This is a genomic window from Castellaniella hirudinis (assembly GCF_047468865.1).
GTDB classification, from domain to species: Bacteria; Pseudomonadota; Gammaproteobacteria; order Burkholderiales; family Burkholderiaceae_B; genus Castellaniella; species Castellaniella hirudinis_A.
Genome location: NZ_JBLGTV010000021.1, coordinates 14,432 through 27,098 on the forward strand (window position 1 = coordinate 14,432; position 12,667 = coordinate 27,098).

13 protein-coding genes are annotated in these 12,667 nt (G+C 67.1%); all 13 read left to right on the forward strand.

Going from position 1 to position 12,667, the window contains the following annotated elements; genetic code table 11:
- The first annotated feature begins 126 nt into the window (after positions 1–126).
- The 13 genes from ACMHYJ_RS16200 to ACMHYJ_RS16260 are packed head-to-tail and all read left to right on the forward strand — an operon-like array spanning position 127 to position 12,398.
- Complete coding sequence (locus ACMHYJ_RS16200) at positions 127–2,136, forward strand: conjugal transfer protein TraG (RefSeq protein ID WP_414247211.1); 2,010 nt, start codon at positions 127–129, stop codon at positions 2,134–2,136.
- A complete protein-coding gene (locus ACMHYJ_RS16205; RefSeq protein WP_175146527.1) occupies positions 2,133–2,597 on the forward strand; it encodes a CopG family transcriptional regulator in 465 nt (154 codons plus the stop codon). The genes ACMHYJ_RS16200 and ACMHYJ_RS16205 overlap by 4 nt, the downstream gene beginning before the upstream one ends.
- Complete coding sequence (gene trbB / locus ACMHYJ_RS16210; protein ID WP_175146526.1) at positions 2,594–3,631, forward strand: P-type conjugative transfer ATPase TrbB; 1,038 nt, start codon at positions 2,594–2,596, stop codon at positions 3,629–3,631. Before ACMHYJ_RS16205 ends, trbB begins: the two co-directional genes overlap by 4 nt.
- A complete protein-coding gene (locus tag ACMHYJ_RS16215) occupies positions 3,628–4,020 on the forward strand; it encodes a TrbC/VirB2 family protein (protein WP_414247212.1) in 393 nt (130 codons plus the stop codon). Before trbB ends, ACMHYJ_RS16215 begins: the two co-directional genes overlap by 4 nt.
- Positions 4,017–4,289, forward strand: coding sequence for a VirB3 family type IV secretion system protein (locus ACMHYJ_RS16220; RefSeq protein ID WP_414247213.1), 273 nt, complete (start codon positions 4,017–4,019; stop codon positions 4,287–4,289). The genes ACMHYJ_RS16215 and ACMHYJ_RS16220 overlap by 4 nt, the downstream gene beginning before the upstream one ends.
- Before the next feature lie 12 nt (positions 4,290–4,301).
- Positions 4,302–6,761, forward strand: a complete 2,460-nt coding sequence (trbE, locus tag ACMHYJ_RS16225) for a conjugal transfer protein TrbE (RefSeq protein ID WP_414247214.1) — start codon at positions 4,302–4,304, stop codon at positions 6,759–6,761.
- A complete protein-coding gene (trbJ, locus tag ACMHYJ_RS16230; RefSeq protein ID WP_414247215.1) occupies positions 6,758–7,486 on the forward strand; it encodes a P-type conjugative transfer protein TrbJ in 729 nt (242 codons plus the stop codon). Before trbE ends, trbJ begins: the two co-directional genes overlap by 4 nt.
- Before the next feature lie 11 nt (positions 7,487–7,497).
- Positions 7,498–7,797 carry a hypothetical protein gene (locus tag ACMHYJ_RS16235; RefSeq protein ID WP_414247216.1) on the forward strand — a complete coding sequence of 100 codons (300 nt, stop codon included), beginning with the start codon at positions 7,498–7,500 and terminating at the stop codon, positions 7,795–7,797.
- Entirely contained in the window at positions 7,794–9,152 is a 1,359-nt protein-coding gene (gene trbL, locus ACMHYJ_RS16240; RefSeq protein WP_414247217.1) for a P-type conjugative transfer protein TrbL, read from the forward strand. Before ACMHYJ_RS16235 ends, trbL begins: the two co-directional genes overlap by 4 nt.
- Positions 9,153–9,182: 30 nt before the next feature.
- On the forward strand, positions 9,183–9,887 hold the full coding sequence (gene trbF / locus ACMHYJ_RS16245) for a conjugal transfer protein TrbF (protein ID WP_414247218.1): 705 nt from the start codon (positions 9,183–9,185) through the stop codon (positions 9,885–9,887).
- On the forward strand, positions 9,884–10,885 hold the full coding sequence (gene trbG / locus ACMHYJ_RS16250; RefSeq protein ID WP_414247219.1) for a P-type conjugative transfer protein TrbG: 1,002 nt from the start codon (positions 9,884–9,886) through the stop codon (positions 10,883–10,885). The genes trbF and trbG overlap by 4 nt, the downstream gene beginning before the upstream one ends.
- Positions 10,886–10,887: 2 nt before the next feature.
- Positions 10,888–12,150 (forward strand): TrbI/VirB10 family protein, encoded by a 1,263-nt coding sequence (locus tag ACMHYJ_RS16255; protein WP_414247220.1) that lies wholly within the window; start codon positions 10,888–10,890, stop codon positions 12,148–12,150.
- A complete protein-coding gene (locus ACMHYJ_RS16260) occupies positions 12,147–12,398 on the forward strand; it encodes a DUF2274 domain-containing protein (protein ID WP_414247221.1) in 252 nt (83 codons plus the stop codon). Before ACMHYJ_RS16255 ends, ACMHYJ_RS16260 begins: the two co-directional genes overlap by 4 nt.
- The last annotated feature ends 269 nt before the right edge of the window (positions 12,399–12,667 follow it).

Genomic DNA, 12,667 nt, shown 5'->3' on the forward strand with positions numbered 1-12,667 from the left:
CCGCTCCAGTAAGAAATCTTGTCTTTTCGGCCTGAATTGCCGCCATAACGGCCTTTGACCGGCCTGCGCAGACGCCTTGATCCTCGTCGTTGCGGCACTCCCTCGTGCCGTGATCGGAGGCAGGCAATGCAAGGGACGAACGTGCTGTTCGGCCAGATCGCCGTGGTATTCGGCATCGTGGTCGCCGGTGTGTGGAGCGCCACACAGTGGACAGCCGCCGCCCTGGGTTATCAGCTACGCCTTGGCTTGCCCTGGTTCGATTTCTTCGGCACGCCGGTCTATCACCCGTGGCGGTTGTTCGAGTGGTGGTTCTTCTTCGATGGCTACGCACCGCGCATCTTCGACATTGGGGGAGCCATCGCGGGCGGCAGCGGCTTGGTGGCCGTGCTCGTTGCCATCGGCATGTCGATATGGCGCTCGCGGCAATCGCGCCTCGTCACGACCTATGGCTCGGCCCGCTGGGCGAACGCGGAGGACATTCGCAAAGCGGGCCTCACGCAGCCAGCCGGTGTGTTCCTCGGCCAGCATGATCGCCAATACCTGCGCCACGAAGGCCCGGAACACGTCCTGACCTTCGCGCCGACGCGCAGCGGCAAGGGCGTCGGCCTGGTGGTGCCGACGCTGCTTTCCTGGCCCGCGTCCGCCGTCGTCCACGACATCAAGGGCGAGAACTGGCAGATCACCGCAGGCTGGCGCTCGCGCTTCTCGCACTGCCTGCTGTTCAACCCCACAGATGCGAAGTCGGCGGCCTACAACCCGCTGCTGGAGGTGCGACGCGGCGCGCATGAAGTGCGCGACGTGCAGAACATCGCGGACATTCTGGTCGATCCCGAGGGCGCGCTCGAACGCCGCAACCATTGGGAGAAGACCTCGCACGCGCTGCTGGTCGGCGCCATCCTGCATGTGCTGTATGCCGGCGGGGACAAGACGCTGCGCGGCGTCGCCAACTTCCTCAGCGACCCGGCCAGCCCCTTCGAGCTGACCTTGCACCGGATGATGACCACGCCCCACCTGGGCGATGGCCCCCATCCAGTGGTGGCGTCCGCTGCGCGCGAAGTCCTCAACAAGAGCGACAACGAGCGCTCCGGCGTGTTGAGCACCGCCATGTCGTTCCTCGGCCTGTACCGCGATCCCACGGTGGCCGAAGTCACGTCGCGTTGTGATTGGCGCATCGCCGATTTGATCGCAGCCGAGCATCCGGTGTCGCTGTACCTGGTGGTTCCGCCTTCGGACATATCGCGCACCAAGCCGCTCATCCGCCTGATCCTCAACCAGATCGGGCGACGCTTGACCGAATCGCTCGACGGCTCCGACGGCATCGAGCGCCGCCACAAGCTGCTGCTGATGCTCGATGAGTTTCCGGCCCTGGGCCGGCTCGACTTCTTCGAGACGGCGCTGGCCTTCATGGCGGGCTACGGCATCCGCAGCTTCCTCATCGCGCAGTCGCTCAACCAGATCGACAAGGCGTATGGGCAGAACCATTCCATCCTCGACAACTGCCACGTCAGGGTGACGTTCGCCACCAACGACGAACGCACCGCCAAGCGCATCTCCGAGACGCTGGGCACCGCGACCGAGCTGCGCGCGCAACGCAACTACGCGGGCCATCGGCTCGCGCCGTGGCTGGGCCACCTGATGGTGTCGCGCCAGGAAACGGCGCGTCCGCTGCTGACGCCGGGCGAAGTCATGCAGCTTCCACCGGACGATGCCGTGGTGATGGTGTCCAGCGTCGCCCCGATCCGGGCGAAGAAGCTGCGCTACTACGCCGACGCCAATTTCAAGCGGCGCGTGCTGCCGCCGCCGGCGCTTGTCGCTGGCAGCTATGCGGATGCACCGCCATCGCGCCCGGACGACTGGAGCGGGCTGGCGATTCCGCCGATGCCCGCCGCACCGGCTACGGCATCCGCCAATGGCCTGGGGAACCTGGCTGCTGCCGACGACGGCGGCCCACGCCGTCAGCCCGAACTTTCCGAAGCCGTCGCCTATGACCCCGAGTTGGCCGTGCCTGCTGCCGACCTCGGGCTGCTCGATGACGACGACGACCTGCCGCTTCCCCTTCCTCGCCAGCTCGACCCGGCCATGCAGCGCACGGCCCGGCTGGCTTCCCTCGACCCCAGCGACGGAATCGAGCTATGAGCCACTACCGCCTGAACCTCTTTATCCAGCCCGAGCACGCCCAGCGGCTCGATGAACTGGCCGCCAAGAAAGGCGTGTCCAAGTCCAGCATCGTCGCTGCCGCCTTGGCGTCCTGGCTGTCGCCGGACGCAGCCGACCAGCGCGAGGCGGCTATCGCCAAGCGCCTTGATCGCCTGTCGCGCCAGGCCGAGCGCATGGAGCGCGACCAGAGCATTGCCATCGAAACGCTGGCGCTGTTCATCCGCTACTACCTGACCGTCAGCACGCCGGTTCCCGAAGCGCACCAAGAGGCGGCCCGCGCGCAGGGCAAGGCGCGCTTCGAGCAGTTCGTGGAGCAGCTTGGCCGCCACCTGCTGCGCGGGCGCAGCCTGGTGCGCGACGTGGTGGAGGAACTGCACCCCGACCCGATGCGGATGGAGGATGCAGCGGCAGCAGCCGAAGCGCAGGAGCGTGCGTCATGAGCGCCGTTCCGCAATCCATGAGCGCCACATCGCTCGACCGGCGCATCCAGATGCTGCGCACGGCAATGGGGCCGCTGATCGCCACCGCGCTCGAAGACCCCGACGTGGTGGAAATCATGCTCAACCCCGACCGCACCCTTTGGGTGGATCGCTTGTCGTCGGGCCGCGCGCCGATGGGCGTGGAGCTGCCCGAAGCCGATGGCGAGCGAATCATCCGCCTGGTCGCGGCCCACGTCGGCGCGGAGGTGCATCGCGGCCAGCCGCTGCTATCGGCCGAGCTGCCCGAAACCGGCGAACGCTTCGAGGGCATCTTGCCGCCCGCCGCGCCGGGGCCGGCCTTCGCGCTGCGCAAGCGCGCCATCGGCGTGATTCCGCTGGAGCGGTACGTCATCGACCGGATGATGACTGCCGCCCAAGCAGGTTTTCTCGTTCGCGCGGTGCGCGAGCGCAAGAACATCCTGATCGCCGGAGCCACCAGCAGCGGCAAGACCACGCTCGCCAATGCCTTGCTCGCTGAAATCGCCGCCACCGGCGACCGCGTGCTGGTGCTCGAAGACACGGTGGAGCTGCAATGCGCGGCCCGCGACCACGTTCCGCTGCGCACGCGCGCGGGCGTAGTGTCCATGACCGAGCTGGTGCGCTCGTCCATGCGCCTGCGACCGGATCGCGTCGTCGTCGGCGAGGTGCGCGGCCCCGAGGCGCTGGATCTCATCAAGGTGTGGGGCACCGGCCACCCCGGCGGCATCGCCACGATCCACGCAGGTTCCGCGCTGGGCGCGCTGCTGCGCATGGAGCAACTGATTCTCGAAGTGGCGGTGAACCCGCCCCGTGCGCTGATCGCCGAGGCCGTGGACGTGGTGATCCACATCGCCGGGCGCGGGCACAAGCGCCGCATCGAGAGCATCGCCCGCGTCGTCGGCTTCGACGGCGTGGGCTACCAACTGGCGGACGCGCTGGACACGCCGTTTCCCGAGCTGCCATCGCAGTCCGACCTTTCTTCCCCGTCCCTCAACCACTCTGGAGAACTGCCATGACGCAGATGCACATTCCTGCTTTCCGTGTTTCCGTAAATCCGCCCTCGCGGCTGCCGAGGCTGGCCCGGCTGCACACCCTGGCTCGTCCTGCCGCGCAAGGGCTGCTGCTGTCCGCGCTGCTGCTGTTCCTGGCCGGCACCGCGCAGGCCGCCGGTTCCTCGATGCCGTGGGAAGGCCCCTTGCAGTCGATCTTGGAGTCGATCCAAGGGCCGGTGGCGCGCATCGTTGCGGTCATCATCATCATCGCCACGGGCCTCGCGCTCGCGTTCGGCGACACGTCGGGCGGCTTCCGCAAGCTGATCCAGATCGTGTTCGGCTTGAGCATCGCTTTCGCCGCGTCCTCGTTCTTCCTGTCGTTCTTCAGCTTCTCCGGCGGGGCTGTCGTATGAACGCCCCGGATAGCTTCGCGGCAGGGTTCGAGGTGCCTTTGCACCGCTCGCTCACCGAGCCGATCTTGCTGGGTGGCGCACCGCGCACCGTGGCGATCGCCAACGGCACGCTGGCCGCCGCTGTCGGGCTGGGCCTGCAACTCTGGATTCCCGGTGCCGTGCTCTGGATCGTCGGCCACGCGCTGGCGGTTTGGGGTGCGCGCGTCGATCCGCAGTTCATGCAGGTCTTTGCCCGACACATCAAGCACCGCCCGCTGCTGGACGTGTGAGGGGACGCCGCCATGCTGAACCTCGCCGAATACCGCCAGCGCCCGGCCTTGCTTGCCGACTGGCTGCCCTGGGCCGGGCTGGTCGCGCCGGGCGTGGTCTTGAACAAGGACGGCAGTTTCCAGCGCACGGCGCAGTTTCGCGGGCCTGACCTCGACAGCGCCACGCAAGGCGAACTGATCGCCACGTCGGCGCGCTTGAACAACGCGCTGCGCCGGCTGGGTTCGGGCTGGGCGCTGTTCATCGAGGCCGAGCGCCGCGCTGCCGCCGACTATCCGCACTCGGAGTTCCCCGAGCCGCTTTCGTGGCTGGTGGACGAAGAACGCCGCGCAGCGTTCGAGGAATCGGGCAACCATTTCGAGAGCGGCTATCACCTGACGCTGGTGTACCTGCCGCCCGAGGAATCACGCGCGCGTGCGGCGGGGATGCTGTACGAGAACCGGCCCACCGAAGGCGTTGACTGGCGCGAGCGCCTGACCGCCTTCGTGGCGGAGACAGATCGCATCTTTGATTTGCTCGATGGCGTGATGCCGGAAATCGCCTGGCTGGACGACGCGCAGACGTTGACCTACCTGCACGCCACGGTATCGACGCGGCGCTATCGGCTGGCGGTGCCCGAGGTGCCGTTCCACATCGACGCGCTGCTGACCGACTCGCCGCTGGTCGGCGGCCTGGCGCCCATGCTGGGCGACCAGCACCTGCGCGTGGTGTCGGTGCGCGGTTTTCCGACCTCGACCTGGCCGGGGATTCTGGACGACCTCAACCGCCTGGGCTTTGCGTATCGCTGGAGTACGCGCTTCCTGTGCCTGGACAAAGCCGAGGCGGAAAAAGAACTCGCCCGCCTGCGCCGCCAGTGGTTCGCCAAGCGCAAGAACGTCATCGCGCTACTGCGCGAAACGATCTTCCAGCAGGAAAGCCCGCTGGTCGATACCGATGCCTCGAACAAGGCCGCCGACGCAGACGCCGCCTTGCAGGAGCTGGGCAGCGATCAGGTGGCCTTCGGCTACCTGACGGCCACCGTGGCGGTGCTCGACGCTGATCCGGCTGCAGCCGACGAGAAGCTGCGCATGGTGGAGCGCGTCATCCAGGGGCGCGGGTTCGTCACCATTCCCGAAACGCTCAATGCCGTGGATGCCTGGTTGTCGTCCATTCCGGGCAACGCTTACGCCAATGTGCGCCAGCCCATCGTCTCGACGCTGAACCTGGCGCACATGATGCCGGTGTCGGCGGTATGGGCCGGGCCGGAGAAGAACGACCACCTTGACGGCCCGCCGCTGATCGTCACCCGTACCGATGGAGCAACGCCGTTCCGGCTGGTGACGCACATCGGCGACGTGGGCCACACGCTGGTCGCTGGTCCGACCGGCATGGGCAAGTCGGTACTGCTCGCCACGCTGGCAATGCAGTTCCGGCGCTATCGCGGCTCGCGCATCTTTGCGTTCGACATGGGCCGCTCGATGCGCGCCACGATCCTCGGGCTGGGCGGCGAACACTACGACCTGGGCGCCGATGGCGGCATTGCGTTCCAGCCGCTCGCCGGCATCGACCGCGAGGGCTACCGCACCTGGGCCGCCGGATGGATCGAAGGCCGCTTGCTGCACGAAGGCGTGGCGGTCGGCCCGGACGAGAAGGCTGCCATATGGTCGGCACTCGGCAGCCTTGCCGGTGCGCCGGCGGAGCAGCGCACCATGACGGGCTTGTCGGTGCTGCTGCAATCGAACGCGCTGCGCCAGGCGCTTGCGCCCTATGTGCTGGGCGGCGCGCACGGCAAGCTGCTGGATGCCGATCACGACCGCTTGGGTTCGGGCGCGGTGCAGTGCTTCGAGATGGAGGAGCTGATGCACAGCAAGGCCGCCGTCATGGCCGTGCTGCATTACCTCTTTGCGCGCTTCGATGAACGCTTCGACGGTGCGCCCACGCTGCTGATCCTCGATGAAGCCTGGTTGTTCCTCGATGACCCGGTGTTTGCCGCGCGCATCCGCCAGTGGCTCAAGACGCTGCGCAAGAAGAACGTCAGCGTCATCTTCGCCACGCAGTCGCTCGCTGACATCAAGGATTCGAGCATCGCGCCCGCGATCGTCGAAAGCTGCGCGAGCCGCATCTTCCTGCCGAACCCGCAGGCGACCGAGCCGCAGATCAAGACGATCTATCAGGGCTTCGGCCTCAACAACCGCCAGATCGAAATCGTCGCCACGGCAGTTCCGAAGCGCGACTACTACTACCAATCCCGCCTCGGCAACCGCCTGTTCGACCTCGACCTGGGGGCGGCTGCACTCGCGTTCGTAGGCGCTTCCACGCCGCAAGACCAGCGCGACATAGACCGCGTGCTGCTGGATGCCAGCGTGCCCGGCTTCGCCGGCGCCTGGCTGCGCCATCGCGGCCTCGATTGGGCGGCTGACCTGCTGCCCTCGTTCCCCGGCCTCACGCCGGGTTCCCTCCGTACCGCTGACCACCCACAGGAGAACCAGCCATGAAAAAGCGACTCATCGCCGCTGCCGTCGCGGCCATGCTTTGCACCGTTTCCACCGTACACGCGCAATGGGTCGTGATTGATCCCACGAACCTTGTGCAAAACACGCTGACCGCGATCCGCACGCTGGAGCAGATCAACAACCAGATCCAGCAGCTCCAGAACGAAGCGCAAATGCTGATGAACCAGGCGCGCAACCTCGCCAGCCTGCCGTCCAGCGTGGTCGGTCAGTTGCGCACCAACCTGGCGACGACCGAGCGGCTGATCGCCCAAGCGAAGGGTTTGGCCTATGACGTGACGAATCTGGATCGGGAGTTTGCGCGCCTGTACCCCGAGCAGTACGCCGCCACCGTCAGCGGCGACCAGATGTACCGCGACACGCAAGAGCGTTGGAAGAACACGCTCAACGGCTTGCAGACCACGATGCAGATGCAGGCGCAGGTGTCGCAGAACCTGGGCGTTGACGAAAGCGTGCTGGCCGACCTCGTGGGCAAGAGCCAATCGGCCGAAGGCGCGTTGCAGGCGATGCAAGCCATGAATCAGTTGCTCGCCTTGCAGGCCAAGCAGTCGATCCAGTCGCAGCGGCTCCAGATCACGCAAGACCGAGCCACCGCACTGGAGCTGGCGCGGCAAGCCGCAGCCACCGAGCGCGGGCGCGAAGTGACGCGGCGCTTCCTGGGCAACGGCACGCCGTACACGCCGCAGCCCGTCGATTTCTACAACCACTGACTGGTGCGGCCATGAAGAACGCGCCCGTCCTGTTCGCTCTCGCGTCCCTGCTGGCCGGCTGCGACCGGCCGCCTTCTATGGATGCGCTGGCCGCCGACCCGTCCCGGCTGCACGCGCTGCGCGCGCAATGCCGCGCGGGCGAGCACGACGGCGCGTTCTGCGCACACGTGGCCCAAGCCGACCTGCGCCGCTTTCTTTCCGGCAAGGCCGGCCCCGGCGAGTACCAGACGCTCGCTGACCTGCCGCCGATTCCGCCCAGCTTCGATGAACCCGCCAATGACAACGGGCCTGGGCAGGAGAACTCGCCATGAATGACGTGACCATCATCGACCGCTTCCTCGATACGTTCTCGCGCTACATCGACTCGGGCTTTGGCCTGCTGCATGGCGAGGTGGCGTTTCTGACTGCCACGCTGATCGTCATCGACATGACGATCGCCGGGCTGTTCTGGGCAATGAGCCATGCCACCGGCCAGGGCGAAGACGTGATCGCCAAGCTGATCCGCAAGGTGCTCTACGTCGGTGCCTTCGCTTACATCATCGGCAACTTCAACTGGCTGGCCGGCATCGTGTTCCGCTCGTTCGCGGGCCTTGGCCTGACGGCCAGCGGCTCGACCTTGAGCATGGAGAACTTCCTGCAACCGGGAAGGCTGGCCAAGATCGGCATCGACGCCGGGGCGCCGATCCTCGACCAGATCGGCGACATGGCGGGCTTTCCCGAGGTGTTCGTGAACATCACGCCCATCGTCGTGATGTTCCTCGCCTGGCTGATCGTCCTGTTGTGTTTCTTCGTGCTGGCGATCCAGCTTTTCATCACGCTGATCGAGTTCAAATTGACGACGCTCGCGGGCTTCGTGCTGGTGCCGTTCGCCCTCTGGAACAAGACCGCGTTCCTTGCAGAAAAGGTGCTCGGCAACGTGGTGTCGTCGGGCATCAAGGTGCTGGTGCTGGCCGTCATCGTAGGCATCGGCTCGGGCTTGTTCGCCGAGTTCCAGGTGCAACCGGCCGAGCCGTCCATCGACCATTCGGTCGTCGTCATGCTGGCCTCGCTGACCCTGCTGGCGCTGGGCATCTTCGGGCCAGGCATTGCGACCGGGCTGGTATCGGGCGGCCCGCAGCTCGGCGCGGGCGCAATGGCTGGCGCGGCGCTGGGCGCGGCCGGCACCGCCGTTGCCGTGGGCGCTGCGGCCACGGGCGTCGGTGGCGCTGTCGCTGCCGGTGCGCGCATGGCACCGGCTGCCGCCAACCTGGCCGGCAGCGGTGCGCGTGCCGCCGCCGGGGCCGCCAGCAGCGCGAAGTCGGCGTTTCAGGCTGGCTCCGCTTCTGCTGGCGGCGGCTTGAAGGGTGCCGCCGCCGGCGTGGGCAACGTCGCCAAGACCGGCGCGCAGGCGGCCGGGCAGAAGGTGGCGCAAGGCGCGCGCTCGATCCGCGAACGCGCTGCCGCTGCGTTCAGCGCCGATGCGCCTGCATCCGCACCCACAGCGGGCAGCGGTGCCCCCAGCAGCGACGCGCCGCCGTCCACGCCGCAGGAGCAACCCGCCTGGGCGAAGCGCCTGCACCGCCGCCAGCAACTCACCCATGCCGCGACGACCGCCGCCCACACGCTGCGCGGTGGCGACGGTGGCGCTTCCAGCCAAGGGCCGAGCCTGCGCAATCCCGATGAATGAAGCGATTCCTGATCTTCAAGGAGAACACCCATGCGATTCAAACGCCCGCAGGTGCGCTATGCCGACACGCCGCAGCCTGCGACCCCTTACCAATCCGCTGCGCAAGTGTGGGACGAGCGCATCGGTTCGTCCCGCGTGCAAGCGAAAAACTGGCGGCTGATGGCTTTCGGCTGCCTGTTGCTGGCGCTGCTGATGGCCGGCGGCCTGGTGTGGCGCTCGGCGCAGTCCATCGTCACGCCTTACGTCGTGGAAGTGGACAATGCGGGCCAGGTGCGCGCCGTTGGCGAAGCTGCCACGCCGTACCGGCCTAGCGACGCCCAAGTGGCATACCACCTGGGCCGCTTCATCGAGCTGGTGCGCTCGCTGTCCATCGACCCCATCGTCGTGCGCCAGAACTGGCTCGACGCCTACGACTACACCACCGACAAGGGCGCCGTGGTGCTCAACGACTACGCGCGGGTCAACGACCCGTTCGCGCGCATCGGCAAGGAATCCGTCACGGTGCAGATCACCAGCGTGACCCGCGCCAGCGACACGTCTTTCAACGTGCGCTGGACGGAACGGCGCTTCGTCAACGGCGCCGCGGCGGGCACCGAACGCTGGAACGCCGTGATTTCCATCGTGCAGCAGACCCCGCGCACCGAACAGCGCCTGCGCAAGAACCCCTTGGGCATCTACGTCAACGGTCTGTCGTGGAGCCGCGAACTGGATTCTTCCGAAGGAGCCAAGCCATGAATCCGCTTTTCCGTAAATCCGCCTTGTCGGCGATCCTGCTTGCTTCGGCTGTCTTGTTCTCTGGCTGCGCCACGCAGGGCAAGCCGCCGCCGGCCATCTTGCTCGATGAGCCGGTGCAAGCCCAGCCGCTGCCGGAACCGCCCGCGCCGGTGGAAGTGGTCAAGGTGCCCGAGCCGCTGGCGCTGCCGGCACAGTTGAAGCCATTGCCCGAAGCCGAGGACGCCAAGCCCGCGCCGGAACCGGCCGACGAAACCGTGCGCGTGTCGCGCGCCAATGCCGAGGCGCGCATCGCGCCTACGCGCGAGGGCTACGTCAATGCAATTCAGGTGTGGCCGTTCACCGATGGCGCGCTCTATCAGGTCTATGCGGCCGTGGGCCGCGTGACCGTGATTGCCTTGCAACCGAGCGAGGAACTGGTGACGGTGGCCGCCGGCGATACCGTGCGCTGGATCGTGGGCGACACGTCCAGCGGCAGCGGCGAGGCGCTGCGCGTCAATGTGATGGTCAAGCCCATCCGCTCGGGCCTCAAGACGAATCTGGTCATCACCACCAGCCGGCGCACCTACCTGCTGGAGCTGACCTCGACCGAAAAGACGTGGATGGCCTCGGTTTCCTGGGAGTACCCGAAGGACAAGATGCTGGCCTTGCAGCGCCAGGCGCAGGCGGCCAGCGCCGCCGCGCCGGTCGATACCGGCTTGTCGCTGGAGAAGATCCGCTTCCGCTACGCCATCAGCGGCAGCAATCCGCCGTGGAAGCCGCTGCGTGCCTTCGATGACGGCGAGAAGGTCTATATCCAGTTCCCCGCCGGCATCGCGCAAGGCGAGCTGCCGCCGCTGTTCGTGATCGGTGCGCAGGGCGACGGGCAACTGGTGAACTACCGCTTCCGTGCGCCGTACTACATCGTGGATCGCCTCTTTGGCGCGGCGGAGCTGCGCCTGGGCGGCGACAAGGGCGACGTGGTGCGGATCGAGCGCACGGACGGCACGCGGAGGAACTGACCATGAGCCAGGACGACACCCCCGACCGTGCCGCGCCGCAGGCGGGCAAGGTCGCGCCCGAGGCGGTGGCGCTGCGCGCGCAGCCGCGCCCGGTCACGCGCCTGAATCGGCGCACATTGGCGATGCTCATGGGCGGCCTCTCGGTCGCCGTGCTGGGCGCCACGATCTGGTCGCTCCAGCCGCATCGGCGCAGCGCCGATGAGCAGCCGGAGCTTTACAACGTCGATCGCGTCTCGAAGTCCGAAGGGCTGGACGGCCTTCCGGCCGACTACTCCAAGCTGCCGCAGAAGGTGCCCGAGCTGGGGCCGCCGCTGCCGGGCGATCTTGGCCCGGCCATCGTGAACTCGCAGCAGCCCGTGACGCCGACCTATGCGCCGCCTGGGCATGACCCCGAGGACGCCTTGCGCAAAGAGGCGGACGCGGCGGCGGCCTCAGCGGTGTTCTTCCGCTCGGGCCAGCAGGGCAAGGCCGCAGCACCTGCCACAGCCCAAGCCTCTGCGGCTGCGCCGGGCAGCGCCTTCGACCCGCTGGCGGCCGGGCCGGCCTCGACGGCGGCCCAGCCTGCCGATCCGACCGCCACGCAGAACCGGCAAGACCAGAAGGAGGCGTTCCTGAAAGGCGGTTCCACGGAAACCCGCAATTCCGGCAATCTGCAAATGCCGGCCTCGCCGTATCAGGTGATGGCCGGTACGGTGATCGCCGGGGCGCTGGTGACGGGCATTAAGTCGGACTTGCCGGGCGACGTGATCGCCACGGTGACGGAGCCGGTCTATGACTCGGCGACGGGCAAGTTCCTGCTGATTCCACAGGGGTCGCGCATCCTCGGGAAATACAACAGTCAAGTCAGCTACGGGCAGAGCCGGGTTCAAGTGGTCTGGAACCGGATCATCCTGCCCGACACGTCTTCGCTGACCATCGACAACCTCGTGGGCACCGACCCGGCCGGCTATTCCGGCCTTGAAGATGGCGTGGACTATCACTGGGGTCGTATCGTCGCCGGCGCGGCACTGACGACGCTGCTGGGCGTAGGTGCCGAGCTGGCCGCGCCGGAGAACCGGCAGGACGGCAACCGCATCGTGATCGCGGGGCGCGACAGCGCGCAGGACAGCATCAATCAGGTCGGCCAGGAGATGACCCGGCGCAACATGAACATCCAGCCGACCTTGACCGAGCGGCCGGGCTTGCCGGTGCGGATCATCGTCAACCGCGACTTGGTGCTGCGGCCGTACCAGCCGATGTTCTTCAACAGGGGGGCGATGCGATGAGCACGGGCAAGAAGCTGCGGCTCGGGCCACTGCCGAAACTGGAGTCCACGAAGCTGACCTTCGCGTGTCCGGCCAGCCTGCGGGCCGACCTCGACCGCTACGCCGCGCTGCACGCGCAGACCTACGGCGAGGCGGTCGATGCTGCGACGCTCATCCCGCACATGCTGGAGGCGTTCATGGCTGGGGATCGAGGATTCAGGAAAGGAGCATTGGCGGCGGCGAAGGCCGTGCAACCGAAACAAGCCTGATTTTGTTGGTTCATCACGACGAAAGCGCAGCCTACGGGCTGCGCTTTCGCTTTTGGAGTGGATTGCACCAGGCTAGAAGCTACAACAGCGATGCGCCCCGGCTCGCCGGAGTGCCCCTACACTTGCCACCGCAAAGCGCCTATGCGGCACCTAGCCTAAAAAGCAGTAGGAGCGCGCAACGGTCGATTTTTGGCCTAACCTATTGCCCCACAAGACCTTTCATGTTGCTGCCTGTCCGCATCAAAGGCTTGACAGCGGACATTTTTCAT